The sequence below is a fragment of the Arcticibacterium sp. GJ41-1 genome (assembly GCF_055808875.1).
The window spans coordinates 1,396,847-1,417,013 of the sequence record NZ_CM147888.1 but is presented as its reverse complement, the minus strand read 5'-3'; the positions used below and the strand labels follow the sequence as shown (position 1 = coordinate 1,417,013).

Annotated in this window: 16 protein-coding genes; 7 read left to right on the top strand and 9 right to left on the bottom strand. The window is 36.5% G+C overall.

The features are described from left to right. Nucleotide 1: 1 nt before the first annotated feature. Nucleotides 2–1,297: a hypothetical protein gene (locus AC0L6O_RS05735; protein WP_473306989.1), complete on the bottom strand. Its 1,296-nt coding sequence runs from the start codon at nt 1,295–1,297 to the stop codon at nt 2–4. Nucleotides 1,298–1,337: 40 nt separating this feature from the next. Between AC0L6O_RS05735 and AC0L6O_RS05730 the strand changes: the two genes are divergently transcribed. Then, nucleotides 1,338–1,904 (top strand): RNA methyltransferase, encoded by a 567-nt coding sequence (locus AC0L6O_RS05730; protein WP_473306987.1) that lies wholly within the window; start codon nt 1,338–1,340, stop codon nt 1,902–1,904. Here the strand turns inward: AC0L6O_RS05730 and AC0L6O_RS05725 are convergent. Continuing rightward, nucleotides 1,862–4,150 carry a T9SS type A sorting domain-containing protein gene (locus AC0L6O_RS05725; protein ID WP_473306986.1) on the bottom strand — a complete coding sequence of 763 codons (2,289 nt, stop codon included), beginning with the start codon at nt 4,148–4,150 and terminating at the stop codon, nt 1,862–1,864. The genes AC0L6O_RS05730 and AC0L6O_RS05725 overlap by 43 nt on opposite strands. A gap of 21 nt (nt 4,151–4,171) precedes the next feature. Continuing rightward, nucleotides 4,172–5,200: a phenylalanine--tRNA ligase subunit alpha gene (gene pheS, locus AC0L6O_RS05720; RefSeq protein WP_473306984.1), complete on the bottom strand. Its 1,029-nt coding sequence runs from the start codon at nt 5,198–5,200 to the stop codon at nt 4,172–4,174. Nucleotides 5,201–5,496: 296 nt separating this feature from the next. Here pheS and AC0L6O_RS05715 point away from each other — a divergent pair, with 296 nt between their 5' ends. Then, complete coding sequence (locus tag AC0L6O_RS05715; RefSeq protein ID WP_473306982.1) at nt 5,497–5,838, top strand: LytR/AlgR family response regulator transcription factor; 342 nt, start codon at nt 5,497–5,499, stop codon at nt 5,836–5,838. Nucleotides 5,839–5,901: 63 nt separating this feature from the next. Here the strand turns inward: AC0L6O_RS05715 and AC0L6O_RS05710 are convergent, their stop codons facing one another. Continuing rightward, entirely contained in the window at nt 5,902–6,648 is a 747-nt protein-coding gene (locus AC0L6O_RS05710) for a M15 family metallopeptidase (RefSeq protein WP_473306981.1), read from the bottom strand. 87 nt (nt 6,649–6,735) lie between these two features. Here AC0L6O_RS05710 and AC0L6O_RS05705 point away from each other — a divergent pair, with 87 nt between their 5' ends. From AC0L6O_RS05705 to AC0L6O_RS05695, 3 genes are all read left to right on the top strand, one after another. Then, entirely contained in the window at nt 6,736–7,974 is a 1,239-nt protein-coding gene (locus AC0L6O_RS05705; protein ID WP_473306979.1) for a nucleoside recognition domain-containing protein, read from the top strand. A 263-nt stretch (nt 7,975–8,237) separates the two neighbouring features. Continuing rightward, on the top strand, nt 8,238–8,678 hold the full coding sequence (locus AC0L6O_RS05700; protein WP_473306978.1) for a DM13 domain-containing protein: 441 nt from the start codon (nt 8,238–8,240) through the stop codon (nt 8,676–8,678). Nucleotides 8,679–8,816: 138 nt separating this feature from the next. Continuing rightward, entirely contained in the window at nt 8,817–9,968 is a 1,152-nt protein-coding gene (locus AC0L6O_RS05695; RefSeq protein ID WP_473306976.1) for a hypothetical protein, read from the top strand. 69 nt (nt 9,969–10,037) lie between these two features. Here the strand turns inward: AC0L6O_RS05695 and AC0L6O_RS05690 are convergent, their stop codons facing one another. From AC0L6O_RS05690 to AC0L6O_RS05680, 3 genes are all read right to left on the bottom strand, one after another. After that, nucleotides 10,038–11,594 (bottom strand): Rne/Rng family ribonuclease, encoded by a 1,557-nt coding sequence (locus AC0L6O_RS05690; protein ID WP_473306975.1) that lies wholly within the window; start codon nt 11,592–11,594, stop codon nt 10,038–10,040. Nucleotides 11,595–11,929: 335 nt separating this feature from the next. Beyond that, on the bottom strand, nt 11,930–12,748 hold the full coding sequence (locus AC0L6O_RS05685; RefSeq protein WP_473306973.1) for a tetratricopeptide repeat protein: 819 nt from the start codon (nt 12,746–12,748) through the stop codon (nt 11,930–11,932). A 4-nt stretch (nt 12,749–12,752) separates the two neighbouring features. Continuing rightward, nucleotides 12,753–13,037 carry an HU family DNA-binding protein gene (locus tag AC0L6O_RS05680; protein ID WP_111371231.1) on the bottom strand — a complete coding sequence of 95 codons (285 nt, stop codon included), beginning with the start codon at nt 13,035–13,037 and terminating at the stop codon, nt 12,753–12,755. Between the two features lie 189 nt (nt 13,038–13,226). Here AC0L6O_RS05680 and mutY point away from each other — a divergent pair, with 189 nt between their 5' ends. Together mutY and AC0L6O_RS05670 are read left to right on the top strand one after the other, a co-directional pair. Next, nucleotides 13,227–14,261: an A/G-specific adenine glycosylase gene (gene mutY, locus AC0L6O_RS05675; RefSeq protein WP_473306971.1), complete on the top strand. Its 1,035-nt coding sequence runs from the start codon at nt 13,227–13,229 to the stop codon at nt 14,259–14,261. A 38-nt stretch (nt 14,262–14,299) separates the two neighbouring features. Further along, nucleotides 14,300–14,770: a single-stranded DNA-binding protein gene (locus AC0L6O_RS05670; protein ID WP_473306969.1), complete on the top strand. Its 471-nt coding sequence runs from the start codon at nt 14,300–14,302 to the stop codon at nt 14,768–14,770. Here AC0L6O_RS05670 and AC0L6O_RS05665 read toward each other — a convergent pair. Beyond that, nucleotides 14,767–17,352, bottom strand: a complete 2,586-nt coding sequence (locus tag AC0L6O_RS05665) for an OmpA family protein (RefSeq protein WP_473306967.1) — start codon at nt 17,350–17,352, stop codon at nt 14,767–14,769. The two genes, AC0L6O_RS05670 and AC0L6O_RS05665, sit on opposite strands and share 4 nt — an antisense overlap. Nucleotides 17,353–17,481: 129 nt before the next feature. Then, nucleotides 17,482–20,052 carry a zinc-dependent metalloprotease gene (locus tag AC0L6O_RS05660; RefSeq protein WP_473306965.1) on the bottom strand — a complete coding sequence of 857 codons (2,571 nt, stop codon included), beginning with the start codon at nt 20,050–20,052 and terminating at the stop codon, nt 17,482–17,484. Nucleotides 20,053–20,167 lie beyond the last annotated feature (115 nt).

The window sequence follows — 20,167 nt, the reverse complement described above, 5'->3', positions numbered from 1 at the left end:
ATTAATTGATTGCTGGGCGTTTCACCTTTACAATAACTCTATCATTTATGGTGTGACCATGATAGGTTTTTGCAGCAAATTGGTAATCACCATCAGGTAAATATCCTAAGTCAAAAACATTTCCGAACTGTTGAATATTATAGTAAGATTGGCCTGTACTCACGTTAACTAAAATTTGGTCTGTGTCCCAGTTTATCCCTTGAGCTGAAACGGTCACCCTTCCATCGTGCCTTGTCATGGTTGTTACTGTACTCCAGTGACCACCTTGATAATTTCTATATACAGTATAACGGGAGGCTGTTTGATAGCCATCATCTGAAATATCAATAATAAAATCTTTCTTAACGTTAAGAGATGACGTTACCATCATATCTCTATTAGGTCTAACTTGGAAAAGTGGATAAGAATAAGTCTCAAAACCGAAAAAATCTCTACCATTTACCCTAACATTAAGGTTAGGAATATTTCTATCAGCATATAAATTATATACAGGAATATCATTCCATAATGGCCTTCCTTCTAACTCTGAATTAACCATGATATAATAATCTTTAGTAGAAGGGTTAATACTTGGCATGGCATAAGTAGGCAAGCCATACCACTCTTCAAGGGTGTTTGTATAAACCTTCTGGTTTCTTACATCTCTATATTCAGGACACCCTGCCTTTGTTCGTAAAAGTGTATTTCTTTCCCAGCCATCATAAGGCTCTTCATAATATTGATAATTTATATCGGAATTAGGAATAACTGGACCTGCTGTGGTCATTAATTTCCAATCTGTTAACCCTTCTATCTTATACTCAGGAGTGTACTTAGAAATCAAGTTACCGACAAATGAGTTTGAGGAAAAATTAGCATAAAGGTGAGGGTTGGTAGGGCCATGATTAGAAAAGTCTTCACATTGCTTTTCTGTATCAGGAGTTGGGTCAACCGGTTCTGGATCTGGATTTGGATCAGGATCTGGATTTGTGCCTGGAATTTCACTAACAATCTGAGCATCAAACGTGCTACCATACTCTGAGTCAAAAAACTCATCAAGATCAATATAGTCTGTAGCCTTAATTTCTAAACAACCTTCTGAAGAACCGTTAATTACAGTATTAACAACATTTACCTCGTTTCCATACTCTGTCTGACAGTTTGGATCATCTACCGTTCTAGAAACCTGAATTTGCTGATTTGAAACAGCCACATTTTGGGCTTCATTATTTTGTGCTTTGGCTTCTGATAAGGTACTTTGTGCTTGTACCTGATAAGCAAAAACTGTGAGAAGTATTATTGATTTTGAAACACGCATATAATTTCTTTTCCTGTATAAACCAAATAACTCAATTATTATGCCATCTACTGAAATCAAAAAAACAAGTATGGAAGAATTAGGGCGAATTAGCCCTAAGCAATTCAAAAAAAGTGATAAAGCTCCTATATGTTTAGTGCTCGACAATATTCGAAGCCTTCAGAATGTTGGCTCAATTTTTAGAACCGCCGACGCCTTCAGAGTTACCAAAATTTATCTTTGTGGAATCACAGGGCAGCCACCAAATAGAGAAATTGAAAAAACAGCTTTAGGAGCAACCGAGTCTGTCGATTTCGAATACTTCAATACAACTTTAGAAGCAGTAAAAGTCTTGAAGGAGGATAATTATAAAATTATTTCTATTGAACAAACCAATAATAGCACCTCTCTAGAAAATTTCAAAACACATACTGAAGGGAAATATGCCTTTGTTTTTGGAAATGAGGTATTTGGAGTAGAAGATGTTATAGTTCAGGAATCTGACGAAGTCGTAGAGATTCCACAATTTGGTACAAAACACTCTTTGAATGTAAGTATTTCTGCCGGAATTGTCATTTGGGACTACTACTCAAAAAACAATTTAAATCTTTTCTCAAGCCCATTGTAGTCTAGCGTTAAGAAGTAAATTCCAGAAGGCAAGTCTGAAGAAACTTTAATTTTTTGAGGGTAACTCAGTTTCTGAATAGCGAAAGGATTCATCAGTACTCTACCTTTAGCATCTTTAAGTGAAATTATGGCGTCAATAGGAACATCAGATGTTAAAGAAAACTCGCCATCAATTACTGGATTAGGGTAAACAATTAATCCATTATGTTCTGGACTTCTTTCGTATCTAAATAATTCTGATTTATCTGATGCACAAGAAGACGCATAAGGTGCAGGATGAACTTCAATACCTTTAACAGAATAAAAGCCATTTTCACTAGCCAAAACTTCGGAATCAACCTGACCAGCTAACTCCCTACCTTCAAAGTACCATTGAAAACTTTCATAATTTTCAAGTTCTGAAACGCCAACAGAATAAGGACCTGATTTGAATAAAGAAGGTGGCGTTGGTTTCTCAAATATCCTTATAGCTACTGGTTCAGAAAATTCTGAGTCACAACCATTTTCGGTAATAGTTAGAACTTTATACTCTCGCTCTCCTACTCCATTAACCACTAATTGCTCGCCCCATTCACCACTACTCCACCTAAATATTTTATTTTCCGAATTAGCCTTAAGTACAATGGATTCTCCATCACAAGCACCAAAACTATTAAAAAGACTAGTTATGGTTGGTGGTTCAGGTGTAAGGGTAAAAGACGCTCTTAAAGTAGAAGACCTATCAGAGGTACACCCGTATTGGTCTGTTTGAACAGCATACACCGGATTAGTATTCTTGGTTAAAAATTCATATCCTAAAGTTCCATCCGACCACTCCACTTCATTCGCTGTGCTATTAATATAAAACCTAGCGTCATCACCTTCACAAGCCACGCCATCATTTTCTGCAATAACACTCGGTGCAGGTGGTATTAAACCATTTACTGTTACTTTTTCCGACAAATGATAATTACCAGCCTGATCTCTTAATATGCCGGATGCATCACCACTGATAATTGACATTGAACTAGAAGTAGAACCATTAGACCATTTATATCCAGTAAAACCACTATTAATAGGTGTAAGATTTATGGTATTTCCAAAACTGCATGTGTATTTTAAAGCTTCAATTTCTGTTCCTAATGTAGGTGACATGGACTGAATAACATTAAAACTAAGTTCTCTATCAAATGCGTGTGCCAATTCTGTTATTCCATCATAAGACAAGTGTACCCCATCCGTTCTAGGATTTTGAATTCTGTCTGTAAAAGGACCAGAAAATACATTACTATTATCAGCCACAACCTCATTCTGAGCAGCTATAATTTGACCATAGGTTCTATCAAAAATATACGAGGTTCTACTTACCATCCAATTGATATTTTTCCCAGTATCTGTAGCAACTTTTTTTACTAGTGTATTTAATCCGTTTTTATAATCTATTTGTTTGGTATCAAAATCATTCTCCCCTTGCATCCAAATGATAGTTCTAAGTCCATAAACTGAAACATGGTTCTGCAGAGTAACCCTCATAAAAGAATAAGGAGCACCATTTTCAAAAGCGGTTCCTAAACCATCATTATAAGTAGGCAAACCAGCTGAACTACTCACCCAGTTTTCAATAGTAGTACCTTCATAAGCTACATTAAAGAAGAGTATGGGAACGTTAAGTTTAGCTGCTAATAAATCACCTAGCATGCCCCATGCCCAAGCACTTTGACCATGAGGTCCAATGTTTAGCTCCCTATCTAAATGACGAATGTCGGTTAATGTAGGGTTTTCGGGAATTGAATTTTCATTATAATATCCATAACCATTTACTCTATCGTCAAAAGCTCCCACTGGAGGATTAAAAAACAGAAAACCCTGAGCATTTGACTGACCAGCTACCATTAAGACCTCACCAATTCCTACTTTATAAACCGTAGAAGACGATGAAATATTTCCGTTTACTATAGCTCTTACCTCTAATTTATACCAGCCACCTACCCCCTGAACTTTACCAGAGTAAGCCCCATTAAGAAGGTTTGAATCAATAATTTGCCAGTCTGTAGCAACACCTTGACCTGAAGTTACTGGAATTAATCTAGCCTCAATAGCGTCTGCATTTACCGGGCCTATCCCATAAACAGGAATAGCTCCTTGATTAGAATTATTGCGTTGAAATATAGCTCGTTCAGAAGGAAAAGCTATGCTTAATTGAGCATGCCCGATTTGAACAAAACCTAATAAAATAAATAGTAGTCCGAAAAATCTTTTAATAGTCATTCTTACGCAAACAAATTACAATTAAGCCCCTTGAAACTGCTTTAAGAATCTAACATCGTTGTCAAAAAACAATCTGATATCATTAATATCGTATTTTAACATAGCAATTCTCTCAATACCCATTCCAAAGGCAAACCCTGTATACTCTTCAGGGTCAATATTGGCACTTTCTAATACATTTGGATCTACCATTCCAGAGCCTCCTATCTCAACCCAACCCGTTTTTTTGCAAATATTACATCCCTTTCCTTTACATATAAAACAAGAAATGTCTATCTCGGCACTTGGCTCAGTAAAAGGAAAATAGCTTGGTCTCAGTCTAATTTGAGTATCCTTACCAAACATTTCTTTTGCAAAATGAAGCAAGGTGTTTTTCAAATCTAAGAAACTAACATTTTTATCAATATACAAACCTTCAGCTTGATGAAATTGACAATGTGCTCTAGCAGAAATAGCCTCGTTTCGATAAACCCTCCCAATCATAATCGACCGAATAGGTGGTTTATTGTTTTCCATCAGCCTTACCTGCACATTTGAAGTATGCGTCCTTAATAAAACGTCATCACTTTGCTGTTCTCCTTTTGAAACGAAGAACGTATCCTGCATCTCTCTTGCTGGATGATTCTCAGGAAAGTTAAGAGCCGTAAAGTTATATCTATCAGTTTCTATTTCAGGGCCATCCTCACTGCTGAAACCCATTCTTGCAAAAATCTCCGTAATTCTTCTTTTAACTAGAGTTAGAGGGTGAAGTGCTCCCAAGTCATTATTTAAGTCTGGCAAAGAAAGGTCAAAAGCATTGCTCACACTCTTCTCTTCAACCACCTCAGCTTGGAGCTTTTGAAATTTTTCGTCTAAGTTGTTCTTTAACTTGTTTAACTCCTGTCCAAATTCCCTTTTCTTTTCTTTAGAAACAGTTTTAAACTCGTCAAAGAGCTCATTTAAAGCCCCTTTTTTACTTAAAAATTTTAAACGGTATTTTTCCAAGTCATCAGAATTCTTGACTTTCCACTCTTCCGCCTCTTGTAGTATTCTATTTATTGAGTCTAACACTGAACTTTGGTTTTAATAAAAAAGTCCACAAAGATAAAAAGAAACTAAGAATAGTCTCAATCCTATCTAACAGAACATCTTGCAAGATAAAACACCTCTAGCGAGCTAAATCATCAAAGAGAATCTACGCAAAGCACTACGTACTTCTACGTTATAATCTCTACCAAAAACAACCTTAAACACTAATTATAAGCAAAATACGTAAAACAGGGATTCCTGAATGAGTTGACTCTAACAACATTATGACCTAACATTGTAAACGAAAACTAGATTTACAATAAAACAAAAGCCAGATAATGTTACAGTATAATGAGGCTAAAAACTTTAAAGTATTTCTTAAAAAGAAAAGTAATCAGATAAAGCCAGAAAACATTTTACGCCTAGAAGCCGAAGCTAATTACACCTATGTCTACACAAAATCTGGCAAATTCATTTTTGCCAAAACTTTAAAATCATTTGAGACCGCACTAGACTCAGCTCAATTTATTAGAGCTCATAGGTCTCATTTGATTAACAAAACGCATGTTAAATCTGCATCCTCAAAGGGCCAAGGATTAGTCTTAAAATTAGAATCTGGAATTGAAATTGATGTATCACGAAGACGTCAAAGAAAAGTAAGAAAGTTCTTCGCGTCTTAAAAGACCCAATTAGATTTAAAAGTCCCTTTAAAGCAGCTATTCTATTTAGTGAGTAGCTGCTTTTTAATTTATCAAAGCAAAATCTTGCTTAGCTCGTAACAAGGTGGTGCTGTTAAAATGCCACCACTCACTGGTAATTGGCATAAAACCCGCCTGTTTCATCACAGATCTTAAAATCTCTCTATTAGCTATTTGCTCTTTATTCAATAAACCTTGGGCTAGCATCTCCATTTCTTTTCTAGGATATGCTAAATAACCAAAATAGTCATATTTCGTACCCATATCCAGAAGACTGTCCTTTGCCACATCATAAATACTCAAATCTATAGCACAGCCATAATTGTGTAATGAACCCACTGTTGGGTCTGCCACATAGGCTTTTCTGATATTTACTGGAATACTATCAAGAGCATCCCACAAGATTTGCTGAACACTGTGCGGCCTAACAGCATCAAAAACCATTAATCTAAGATTAGGAATTTGGCTTATCAAACTATCACTCGCTACTCCAAGCTTAGTAGCAACATTTTTTGGTAAAAAAGCCTTTTCAAGTTTCCCGTAAACATCCTTACCAAAAAAGTTATCTGTAGTAGAGTACTTCAAATCGACCAAGATTAGTGGTGATTCCTTCTGAATATCAACCAAGCCCTGAGCTATTAAACTTTTTTCCATTGCTCCTATTTCTAATTCCTTTATAGTAGGCAGTACAGAAAGTTTTTCTTTTGGAGGACTGGATATGGGTTTCTCTACTTCAGAAGTACAAGAAATGGTTAGAACCAATAACACAAACGACGATAATATTTCTTTCAAAAAAGTCTTTAGAATCATTAAAATACGATACTTAATAGAGTAATTTGCTCTAAATTTCGTCAATTAATTTTTAGACATCTTCCTTTTATGGTTTTAAATTACGTTTGGTCTGGGTTCTTTATTATTGCCATGATCGTGGCATTATTTAAATACTTCTTTTTAAACGACCAGCTAATTTTTGAAACCTTAGTTGCTGGAATTTTTGATTCTGCAAAAACCGGATTTGAAATATCATTGGCTCTAACGGGTATAATGACCTTATTCCTAGGTATTTTAAAAATTGGCGAAGCCGCTGGTGCCATACGATTCATGTCAAGAATTGTTGGCCCTTTTTTCAACAAACTCTTTCCTGAGGTGCCTAAAGATCATCCCGCTCATGGGCAAATGATTATGAATTTTTCGGCAAATATGCTAAACCTTGATAATGCCGCTACTCCCTTTGGGCTAAAAGCCATGGAAAGTTTACAAGAGCTTAACCCAAAAAAAGACACCGCTTCAAACTCTCAAATTATGTTTTTGGTTCTTCAAACTTCCGGTTTGACCCTAATTCCAATTAACATTATGACCTATAGAGCTTCCATGGGTGCTTCTGACCCATCTGACGTATTTATTCCGCTTTTGATAAGTACTTATTTTGCCACGGTAATAAGTCTTATAGTTTTAATGTTTAAGCAGAAAATAAAAATCTGGGATAAAACCATTATCGGCTGGATTGGCGGAATCTCTGCCTTCATCTTATTATTACTTTGGTATTTGTCTAAGCTTAGCCAGGGTGAAATAGAAGGGTTCTCTAAAGTTTATAGCAATCTTATCTTGTTCTCCGTTATAGTGGTTTTCATCATCGGAGGATTAAGAAAGAAAATTGACATTTTTGATACTTTTATAGAAGGAGCTAAAGAAGGATTCCAAGTTGCCGTAAAAATCATTCCCTACCTAGTGGGCATGCTCGTCGCCATAAGTGTATTAAGAAACTCAGGCGTACTTAATGCTATTACAGATGCTTTGGCCTTTATCATAGGCAGTATGGGAATTGACACTAGATTTGTGGAAGCTCTTCCTGTTGCCATTATGCGTCCATTATCAGGTAGCGGAGCTAGAGGTTTGATGTTAGAAGCTATGGCTCCTGAAAATGGTGGACCAGACTCCTTTATAGGAAGGTTGGTGTGCATATTTCAAGGAACCACAGATACCACGTTCTACATTGTGGCATTATACTTTGGTTCCGTGGGCGTAACCAAAGTAAGATATGCTATCCAATATGGTCTTCTTGCCGATTTCATAGGCATAGTAGCAGCCATTTTGATAGGTTACATGTTTTTTGCCTAGTGCCTTCTTCTATAGTTAAACTGTGTAGGTTTTCTACAGCTACCGCTGCTACAACCTACATTAAGTAAGGTTTGAATTAAAAAGCCAAACCCTAAAACATATAGAAAGAAACTATGATCATAAAAAAATGCTAGGCCAATAAAAACCAGAGAGACCACTAAATACGTAAATCTGACAAGTGTCCAATTTTCTTTAAGATTTTTCATAAGATTGTTGTTTACACTTATTTACGTTTTTTCTCTCATCAAAGTTCTATTTCAATTATGAAAACCAAAATATTACTTTCTCTAGCCGTCTACTCTTTTTTATTTACAGCATGCAGTAAAACTGATGTAAATCCACCTGAAATTATAAGTGATGAAGAGATTGCTATGAGCAATGATGATATTGAAGTTTTATACAATGGCGACTTCATGGATGCGGCTCACCCGACCTCAGGAATGGTTCAGGTTTATGAAGAAAATGGTGTAAAGAAATTACGCTTCATCAACTTCAAAACTGATTCTGGACCAGATTTAAGAGTTTATTTGGCCGAAAACGATGGTGCTTCAAACTTTATAGAGGTTAGCAAAAAGGTTGAAAACGGAACTTTAGAATACACTTTACCCGCAGATGCTGACCTATCAAAACAGAATCATGTATTAATATGGTGTAAATTATTCAAGGTTAATTTTGGTACCGCAGTGCTTTCTATGCCTCAGTAAAACCCAGTGTTTGAAACCGTTATATAAATTCCTTTCCTGATTTTAATAATTTGTTAAGACCTTCATTAATTTTGATTTTCAAAAACAATAACTAGTAAATTGATTTTGAATTCTTTATTAACCTTAACTTATACTATCATGAAAGCTATATTTATTAGGTCAATTTTCGTACTGACCACCGCTATAATATTTGTATCCTGCAGCAAAAGTGGGACAAAAGCTCTTGACAAAGGAGACTACTACAACGCCGTCCTTCAGTCTGTGGACAAGCTAAAGAAAGACATTGACAACGAAAAGTCTTTAGCCGTTTTACCGGAGGCTTATACCTATGCAAGCCAAGATTTATTAGCAGACATTAGTTCTGCAAAAAATGCAAATCAACAATTTAGATGGGAAAGAGTCTTAGAAGACTACTCTAAATTAAATAAAATGCATGACCTTATAGCTCGCTGCATGCCATGTAGAAGAGTTATTAGCCCTACCTCTTATTTCAAAGAAGCAGAAGAAGCGAGAGATTTAGCTGCCAATGAAAGATATATTTACGCCAACGAAATGCTTGAGAGAGGAACTATTGAAGCCGGAAGGGCTGCATTTGACTCCTACGAAGAGTTATTTCAATTTGCTCCGAACTATAAAGATGTAAGAATTAAAATGGATGAGGCCCTAAATGCAGGCTCTTATCATGTAGTGGTAGAGCAACCGACTATTAACTCTAGAACTTACCAACTCAGTCATGAATACTTTCAAGAGCAGATTGATGAATTTCTTAGAGAAAACAAGCGAGTAAACAAGTTTATTAGATTCTATAGTCCATCAGAAGCAAAAGCTACTAATGTAGAACCAGACCATATAGTTAGACTAGAATTTGCCGATTTTGTTGTAGGTGAAACCTTCCTTGAAAAAAAGGAAACTTCGCTAACGAGTGTAGATAGTGTAAAAACAGGAACCGCAACCATAAAAGGTGAAAAAGTAGATGTTTACGCCAAAGTAAAGGCCAAGTTTTATGAGAATAGAAAAGTAGTAAATTCGAAAGGCCTGCTTGTCATGCAAATAATTGATTTCCAAAATGATAAACTTCTTAAAAAAGAAGAACTGCCAGGCGAGTTTACTTGGGTTAATGAGTGGGCTAGTTTTAATGGAGATGAACGTGCTTTAACGGATGAGGAATTAGCTTTGACCAAAAACAAAGAAGAAGTACCTCCAGCACCGCAGCAGTTATTTATAGAATTTAGTAGACCCATTTATGAGCAGTTTACTTATAAGATTAAAAACTTTTACGACGACTACTAAACCTCTAAAATCAAAAAAGTCCTGTCGGTGTTAAACCAACAGGACTTTAATATAATCTTTTTTCCAGCTTTAGTTAAGCTCTATTTCTTCTCCATGTGAATTGATAAAATGGAAATCTGTAACTCCTAAAGACGTATCTTTAGTAAGCTTTATCCATTTCTTATACTTCATAAACCACTTCATCTGACGTGATATTAAACCTTCTTTGTAATAAGCATAAATAAATGGGTGAAGAATCATACTTACACCAGATTCATTTTGCTTCTCCATCAAATGCTCCAAGTTGTTTTCGATAGTATCCGTAACCGCAATACTAGCTTGAATATTACCAGTTCCACTACATGTAGGGCACTTCTCTTTGGTAATAATATTCATTTCAGGTCTTACACGCTGACGAGTAATTTGGGCTAAGCCAAACTTGGTAATTGGTAGTATGGTATACTTTGACCTATCACCTTTCATCTCAGCTTTCAAAACATCGTTTATTTCACGTCTGTTTTGAGCCTTTTTCATGTCAATGAAATCAACTACCACAATACCACCCATATCTCTTAGGCGTAACTGTCTAGCTATTTCTTTAGCAGCTTCCTTATTAACATTAATGGCTGTGGCTTCTTGGTCTTCCTCTTTGGTCGACTTATTTCCACTATTAACATCAATAACGTGCAAAGCCTCTGTATGCTCAATAATCAAATAGCCACCGCTAGGTAAACTAACAGACTTACCAAAACATGATTTTAGCTGCTTTTCAATACCATATTGCTCGTAAAGCTTTGATTTGGTACTGTTATGGTATTTTAGAATCTTAGCCTTTTCTGGAGCTATGCTTTGAAGAAACGAACTGATTTTGTCATGGTTTTCTTTATCATCAACCACTATATTGTCAAAATCATCGTTCAGCATATCTCTTAAAAGAGAAGCTGCACGATCCATTTCAGTAACAATTCTATCACGAGATTTCGCATTTTTCAATGCTCTTATCCCAGCTTCCCATTTCTCTATACACTCTTCTAAATCACGTTGAAGCTCTTGAATGTCTTTATTTTCTGCTACTGTACGAACAATCACCCCAAAATTATCTGGTTTGACAGAGTACAATAATTTATGAAGTCTTTGACGTTCTTGCTTACTAGTAATTTTCTTTGAAATATTAACAGCATTCGCAAATGGTACTAAAACCACGTAACGACCAGCTATTGATATGTCACAAGAGAGTCTAGGGCCTTTTGATGAAATTGGCTCTTTAACTACCTGTACTAAAATAGGTTGCCCTTTAGTTAGTACATCAGTAATTTTACCAAGTTTATCAATTTGAGGCTGTAGCTTAAAACCTTTTAGTTTTGTGCTAAAGGGCTTTTTATTCAAAATACCTTTAGTATAGGCATTTAATGACTTGATGTTCGGGCTTAGGTCATGGTAATGAAGAAAGGCGTCTTTCTCATAACCAATATCAATAAAAGCGGCGTTTAGACCCGAAACAACTTTTTTCACCGTCCCTAAATATATATCTCCAACGGCAAAGTGACTCTCTGCGTTGTCGAAATGATATTCAATAAGACGTTTGTCCTGCAAAAGAGCTATCCGCTCACCTTTCTGCGTGGAACTTATAAATAATTCGTTGCTCAAATTTGAGTTAGAATTAAGGGTGATAAATTATATTAGATAAAACTAAAAAAGCAGTAAACAGGTAGATCTATATGAATAGCTCCTCTGCTCACTGCTAGTTTACTTAAGAAGATTGAAATCTATAGTTGCAAAGAAGACTACTTCTTCTTGTGTCTATTTTTTCTTAAACGCTTCTTTCTTTTGTGAGTAGACATTTTATGTCTTTTTCTTTTCTTTCCGCAAGGCATAATTTATAAGCTAAATACCCTATCCCACTGGGCAATTTTAAAAATAATTTCTTTGAAAACAACCCCTTTGGGAAAAGGTCAGTTATTATCGAATCGCAAAAGTAGAAATTAGTTTAAACTTTTCAAAGTGTTGTCGATTTCATTTTGCAATACCTCGCCAACATCAAATTTTGAAACTTCTAAAAGAATCTCTTTCGCTTGGTCTCTCTCTCCAGTTTCTATCAAACTGTAAGCAAGACCCAGCTTTGCATTAATATTAGTAGGTGACAGACCTAAAACCTGCTGAAACCTAGACACAGCCTTATCATATTGCCCAGACTGCATAGATAATGCACCCATACTCATAATGGCTGGAATAAACTTCGGGTCTTCGTCAAGCACCTGTCTTAACATCAAAATAGCCTGCATTGGCGAACTTGATGTAGTATAAGTCATAGCAATATTCGTTTTTGCCTGAAGTTGATTTGGGTTAATCTCTAAAACCCTTTGATAAACTTCTCTGGTCTTTTCTGCCATCTCCTCTCTTTTGATAGGATTTAGCGTCAACGAATATGCTTGGTAATAAAAATCTGCGGTTTGTAACCAACTAGCTTCTGTATTGCTAGTTTGAGCCAAAACGCCTGAATAGTAAGCTGCACTATCAAAAATGCTTTGTTCACTAAAGAAATTAACCAATGACTGGTTCATCTCTTCCTCGGTCAGATTTTCCGAGTTTTTAATTGAAGTAAGTGTTTGTTCTTGCTCTGGGCTAAGAACTGTGTGACTTTCAGTATCTTCAGATGAAGAAATAGTACTGGCGGATTGCTCCTTTGAATCACCGTCGGTGCTAATAACAGTTTTAGGTAGAAAATAAAGCCCTGCTGTAAGCATAGCTCCTACCAATAACATAATACCAAAATGGTTTTGAGGTTTCAATCCGCCAGACATAAAATTACTTGATGTTAGTTTTGATCATATCAACAAACTCCTTAGCTGGTTTAAAGCTAGGGATATGATGCTCGGGTACTGTAACCGTTGTTTTCTTTGAAATATTCCTGGCCTTTTTAGCGGCTCTTTTTTTGTTGACAAAACTTCCAAACCCTCTAACGTATAGAGCTTCTCCGCTTCCTAATGTGTCTTTTACTGTTACGAAAAAGGCTTCTAGTGTTGTTGATACACTGGCCTTATCAATACCAGTTTTGTCAGATATCACTGCAATTGCTTCTGCTTTAGTCACTTTATTAAAAAATTTTAGTTATAATTAAGAGATTATTAAGATGATTTATCATCTCGAATACTTTAATGGGCTCGCAAAGATAGCCCAATAGATTTTACACACACAAATTAATAATGATATTTTCGTCTACTCAATTTACTACAAGAGAGTTATCAAAACAACATCTTAAACAATAATATTTAGGCATTTATGCTTTCAACAAAAATTATCGGGTGGTATCAAAAAAACAAACGCGACCTGCCATGGCGAAAAACTCTCGATCCTTATAAAATATGGCTATCCGAGATAATTTTGCAACAAACAAGGGTTAAACAGGGTTTACCGTACTATAACGAGTTTGTTAGAAAATTTAAAACCGTCGAAGATTTGGCGAATGCCAGCGAAGAAGAGGTACTAAGAACATGGCAAGGTTTGGGCTACTATTCACGTGCCAGAAACCTCCATTTTACAGCTCAATATATTAGTAAAAATTTAAAGGGTGTGTTCCCAAAAAACTACTTAGAGCTCTTAAAACTAAAAGGAATTGGTGCTTATACCGCTGCAGCTATATCATCTATCTCCTATGGTGAGAAGAGAGCTGTGGTTGACGGAAATGTTTACAGAGTCCTTTCGAGGGTATACGAAATTGCAACTCCCATAAATAGTTCAAAAGGCATAAAAGAATTTGCCACATTAGCCCAAAAACTAATTACTTCAGATAACCCAGCAGACTACAATCAAGGAATTATGGAGATTGGAGCTAGAGTCTGTCTGCCGAGAAATCCACTTTGCCTAGAGTGCCCAATATCGGACCATTGCGGGGCTTTAAAAAACAAGAGTCATGACAAATACCCAGTGAAGCTAAAAAAACAAAAGAGCAGGGACAGGCACTTTAACTATCTAGTCATCAACAATAAAGACAAAACATACTTAGTTAAGAGAGAGAAGAAAGACATCTGGATTGGACTTTTTGAATTTCTGCTTATTGAAACAGAAACACCTATCGAAGATATTACTGCATTAGAAAAAAGTTTTCCAAATTGGCTAAAGAACATTAAAAATATTGGTACTCCCATAAACTCAAAACAAGTACTCAGCCATCAGAATATCTTTGCTAGGTTTTGGCCAATAGAAGTGGATAACCTGGAAGAACTACCAGCAAAGGACTTCTATTCTAGCTACAATATTGAGCAATTGCCAAAGCACAAGCTCATCGAGAAGTATTTATTGGACAATATTAAATAGAACCGTATCTTTAATTTTCATTAAGTGAATCGAATACCATGGCAGGATTAAATAAAGTATTACTTATAGGCAACGTGGGTGGAGACCCAGAAATAAGAACGCTTCCTAGCGGAGCTAAAGTGGCAAACTTTTCACTAGCTACCACAGAAAGCTATACCGACAGAACTGGTCAAAAGCAAAGCCAAACAGAGTGGCATAGAATAGAGATATGGGAAGGGCTAGCCAATGTAGTGGAGCAATACGTTAAAAAAGGTGACCCGCTGTATATTGAAGGAAAAATAAAAAACGAGAAATGGACTGACCAAAACGGTCAAGAAAAAACTGGAATTAGAATTAGAGCCAACTCAATGCAAATGCTAGGTGGAAGACCTTCTTCTGGCAACAATAGTGCACAAGAAAGCAGCGGAAACACTTACGGTAATCAGAACACTCAAAGCACAAGTAACAAACCTTCTGAGCCAGCTTCTCAGATGATTACTGGTTCTGACGAAGATGACCTTCCTTTCTAAATTCTTTCTATCTGTAATATCTTAAATTCGGTTCTTCTGTTTCTGCGATATTCAGCTTCAGTACATTGAACGCCGTCTTTGCATTTATTGACAGGGTATTTTTCTCCCATACCTACTGCCTTAATTCTAGAAGATGCAATCCCTTTTCTTACTAGGTAAGCTTTCACGTCATCTGCCCTGTTTTGAGAGAGAAGTAAATTACTTCTGGATGTGCCTCTAGAATCAGTATGAGAAAATATTTCTATAACCATATCTGAATATGATTCCATCACTAGAATTAATTGATCTAAATCCTGCTGAGCACTAGACGCCAATTTGAAATCTTTGGTTTCGTAATAAATATTATCAAGCTTAACAAAATCACCTACCTTGAAAATTCTTGGGTCAAAAAACGAGTTCGACTCTCGTTTAGTTGTATTTGAATTTGAAGAGCCTGTATTCGATTTACTTCTCGAAGTTCCTACCCCAGAAACTCCAGAGGCATCACTATCATTATAGCCACCACTCCCAGTACTATTACCTCTCCTATTGCTACTGCCAGTACCCGTGCTTGATACCGAAGGATTAGCTCTAATAGCACTCCTATCTTCCATAGGAACAAATTCATAGTTGGTTGCAAAACCAGCCTTTATCGCGATAAATTCATAATCACAAGCAGGGTCTCTGTTAAAGCTATATTTACCATCATCAGAAGTAACAACTTCTGACGCCCTTCCCGTGCACTTATTAACAAAACGAACCCTTACCCCTTCTACTCCCTTATCTACATCCCCCAAAAAGATAACACCTCTATACTTATCAATTCTAGAAAGGTCCCGCTCTCTTCCCATTACTAAAACCTGCGGTCTGAGAATATTGGTTTCCTGAGGCTTTTCTAACACTATGTCAATAGGGTTTACACGGTAGTCAGAAATACCTTTGGTATCAATATATTTCCCGGCACTCACATAACTTGTATCTGCAAATTCAAAGTAATAAACAGACTCTGCATTTAGGCATAACTCCATCTGCCCCTTACTGTCCGTTTTACCTTTCTGTACATTGTCTTTATCACTCAGTTCGTAATAAATGAATGACAAATCAGCTACAGGCCTTTCATCTGCTACTACCGAAAGCAATGCATCTTTACAGCCTAATTTCTCGCCAGTTCTAGTGAATCTATAAATATCATCATCAGAACCTCCTCTCTTACGATTACTACTAAAATATCCTTTCTTAAAATCCTTATCACTAAGAATTCCAAAGTCGTCAAATGACGAATTTAAGGGCTCTCCTAAATTATGTAGCCCACTCTCTACCTCTCCATTTTCGTTCAAAGTGATAGTAAATAAGTCTAAGCCTCCTAAACCAGGGTGTCCATCAGAAGAGAAATAAAGATTATAACTTTCGTCAATAAATGGGAACATCTCATTGCCGTCCGTATTAATTTCGGGACCAGCATTCTTTGGAGTTTGCCACTCTTCATTCTCCAGTTTTGAATAATAAATATCTGTACCGCCATATCCACCTGGCATATCAGACACAAAGAAGAGTGTTTTTTCCCCTGGCATAAATGCGGGATGACCAGTAGAGTAATTCCCATCATTAAATGGAAAGCCTTCTAAATTACCCCAATTTTTACCTATCTTTTTTGCCAAATAAAGGTGCACTCTATTTAAACCATCATCTGACTCGTAAGACAAGTTTTTGATACCGTTTCTAGTAAAAATAACACGCTCACCATTATCAAAAAACTGACACGGCCCCTCATGATATGTAGAATTTAACTTCCCACTAAATTCATCGGAAGCTAACTTTGGTTTGGTTTGAAAACCCATAGCAGTTTTAAAACTAAGGGTTGGACCATCATTGGCTGTGTGTTGCCTATAAGAATCATTTAAACTTGCAGTAGCATCAGCATCATAAGAACTTGAGCTTAAACCGGCACTTGTAGAACCATCTTCAGACTCTAGCTGCCCCTCATCTTCTATAAAGAATAAATCTAAAAAAGGAGAGTAATCCCATGCAAAAACTCGTTTTATTGGAGAGTTTTTAGAACGAGCAGAAACAAAGACCAAACCGTCGTTATAAGCGGTTGGGCTAAAATCAGCATTATTGGTATTGATTGGCAAAAAGTAGGTTTGATAACTACTTGAATTTCTTTTTAAGGCTTGGATATTTGATTGCAAGGCTTTAAAATCACTTGCTCTGCTATTTGGACTATTTTCGCCATATTCTGACCAAACTTTAGAAGATTGTTCATATTTTCCATTCCCAGCCAATACTTTGGCATACTTAGCCAGAACATCTTTATCTGCTTCAGAATTGCCCCTCACTAATGATGCCAAAAGTGAAAAGTACTCTTCAGCCTGCTTGTAATCATTGATATTATACAGTGAATAAGATAACTTAGTAAGCACCTCTTTCTTCTGAGATTCGTCTAGAGAGTTATCTCTCTTCAAAATGTTTTTAGCATCGCTAATCACCCTCTGGTAAGATAGTTTGGCATAATCCTTCGCCAATTTATCTACCTGCCAATTGCCACTTTGAGCAAAAGTCATGCATGAGATAAAAAGTAATATTATAGTAAGTAAGCGATTCAAACGAACAGGTTTTTTAAGTTAAGACCTTAACGCAAAACTATGCAAAAATCGTGCCTTAGATAACCTAAAATGAAAAAATATGCCATCAGGTTCTGATGGCATATTTCATATATCGAGAATGACTAGCGTCTATTTAGGGTCTAAAGCTAAAGTCACTCTTTCTAATAAATCTTTATAATGATAAGAAGTCAATTTATCGGAAGTACGCTGAGCAGCAGTAAGCCTCGTTTTTAACAAAACTAAATGCCCCCTAGCAATAGAAGGAAGATCTGTTTGATTTAAATCAATAGTGCTGCCTTGAAAGCCATAAGTAACGCCTACAGGAACGGTTCTAAGAACCGCTTTCCCTGGTTTTAATAAGCCTATCAACTCTGATACATAAACTTTATGTAGGTTTCTTCTGTATTGGTCTGCTACTGTTCTGCTTTTAACTTCAGAAAGAATTCCATTTTCCAAATCTGTCAATAACTCATCTACAGAATAATTTCCTGCATCCATAGCACTATATTCCATAACTCTTGCCAGTCTTTCGCCATTCAGTATTTGACCAAGCACCCTTGCCTGCGTGCTCTTAATTTCCTCTAAGCCTGTTTCTGCTTTGGTCTTGCTATAAATAGCCGAAGGATAAAGCCATTCAGGAGTTTTGAACAGTTGCTCATTTAAAAAGGCTACAGCCTCTTTTTGTTTTGCCTTTGGCACCACCACAAATTGCTCACCCTCCATATCGTAGGTTTTTTGCGTATCATAAACACCACCAATATTCTTGGTTACATGTCCCATGTATCTTTTAAACTGGGTGGCTACTTGGCCATGTAATTCACCAAGTTCCTTGTAAGATTCTGCATCTTTTGCACTCCATTTCTCCAGATTAGGAATTATTCTTTTTAGATTTTTAATTCCATAAGAAGATGCTAGCATGGCATCATCACCTAAATCTTCTGTTTGATATCTTGGGTCGTAAGGGCTTATTTCTGTACCAAATCTTAAGTTTGGCGTCTTGTAGGCCTCTTTGGTCCATTCGTTTAGAATCAGCTTTTCTTGTTCTTCGTTTTCTGTGTCTGCAAAATAACTGTAACCCCATTTTATAGCCCATTTATCATAAGCTCCAATACCTGCAAAAAGGTGCGTAACACTATCTTCTGGCTGAGCCACATAGTTAAATCTGGCATAATCCATTATAGAAGAAGTATGTCCGTTTTCCGCCAACCATTTATCATCACGAAGCCTTTCTACTGGTGTGGCAGATGACGCTCCCATATTATGTCTCAAACCTAATGTATGACCAACTTCATGAGATGATACAAACTGAATTAACTCACCCATCAAATCATCATCAAACTCCATTTCCCTAGCTCTTGGGTCTACGGCTGCTGTTTGCACCAAATACCAGTTTCTTAACAATCTCATGACGTTATGGTACCACCCAATATGACTTTCTAGTATTTCGCCACTTCGCGGGTCGTGTACATTAGGCCCATAGGCATTAGAAATAGGTGAAGCAAAATACCTAACAACAGAGAACCTAGCGTCTTCCAAACTCATAGTGGTATCACCTTCTGGCCAATATTCTCCTCTAATCGCATTTTTCCAACCTGCTTGCTCAAAAGCTACATTCCAGTCGTCAATCCCTGCTTTGATATAAGGTTTCCATTTATCTGGCGTAGCTGGATCCACGTAATATACAATTGGCTTAGCAGGCTCAATCAGTTCTCCTGCTTTCTGAAGTTCCGCGTCACTTTTACTTTTTGGCTCCAATCTCCAACGAACCGCAAATACATCTGAATCAGACTTTTGAGACTCTTCTTTGAAAACATCATATTGATTAGCAAAATAACCAACCCTTGCGTCAAACAATCTTTTACGCATTGGTACTTTAGGAAGCACCAAGAAAGATGTATTAAACTCCATAGTTACCACACCCGCATCTCTTGAAGCTGGTAAATAACGGCCAACCGATGGAGATGGCTTTAGTTGCAACCTTGGAGTAGAAACCCCAAAAGTTTTAACGGTTCTTATTTCTGTATTTATCGGGTACGTTTTTATATTTTCAATATAAGACCTGTCTTTTTTTATACTCGTAATATTGAGCCTTTGCTTGTCTATTGGACTCAAAGAGAAAACTTGCTCATCTCCATCAAAGGTCGATGTCATATCAATCACGTATGATTTAAGACCAGAAACCGTATCATTCTTTATTGCTTTTATTTCAAAAGCTCCAATGATAGGGTCGGCACTAGAATTCCTAACTGCTGTTGCAATAGGTTTGGTACTATCAGGACTCATGATGATGTAAGAAATAGACTTCATGAATAACTGGTCTTTAGGACCTTTTTCAAATTTCACCACCTGTCTATTCACCAACTCTCCTCCATAAATAGAACCACCAGCCGCCGTCTGAGAATAACGAGAAACTGTCATTATCTCTCTACCTAACAAAGTATCGGATACTTCAAAATACCACTTATCATTCATCAAATGGACACTAAAAAGTCCATTTTGACTCACAGCGGTGCTATCAATAAAATCACTAAAGTCTTTTGGACCTTTCTTTTTCTTTTCTGGGGTTTTAGCTTTCGCCAAACTATCGGAAACAGTTTGGGCTATGGCTTCCATTTCTTTCTTCTTTTTTTTCTTTTGAGCGTTAGCTCCAAAAAACACGAAGAAACACATGGCAAGAAGTATTGCCTTTTGAAATTTCATTTTATAACAGTTTAAGGTTTATATGATATTTGATTGACAAGAGCTTTCAGATAAAGCTGCATCAATAACTTAAATCGCAATATAATTTAGTCTTTACTCGCATTCAATATTCTTG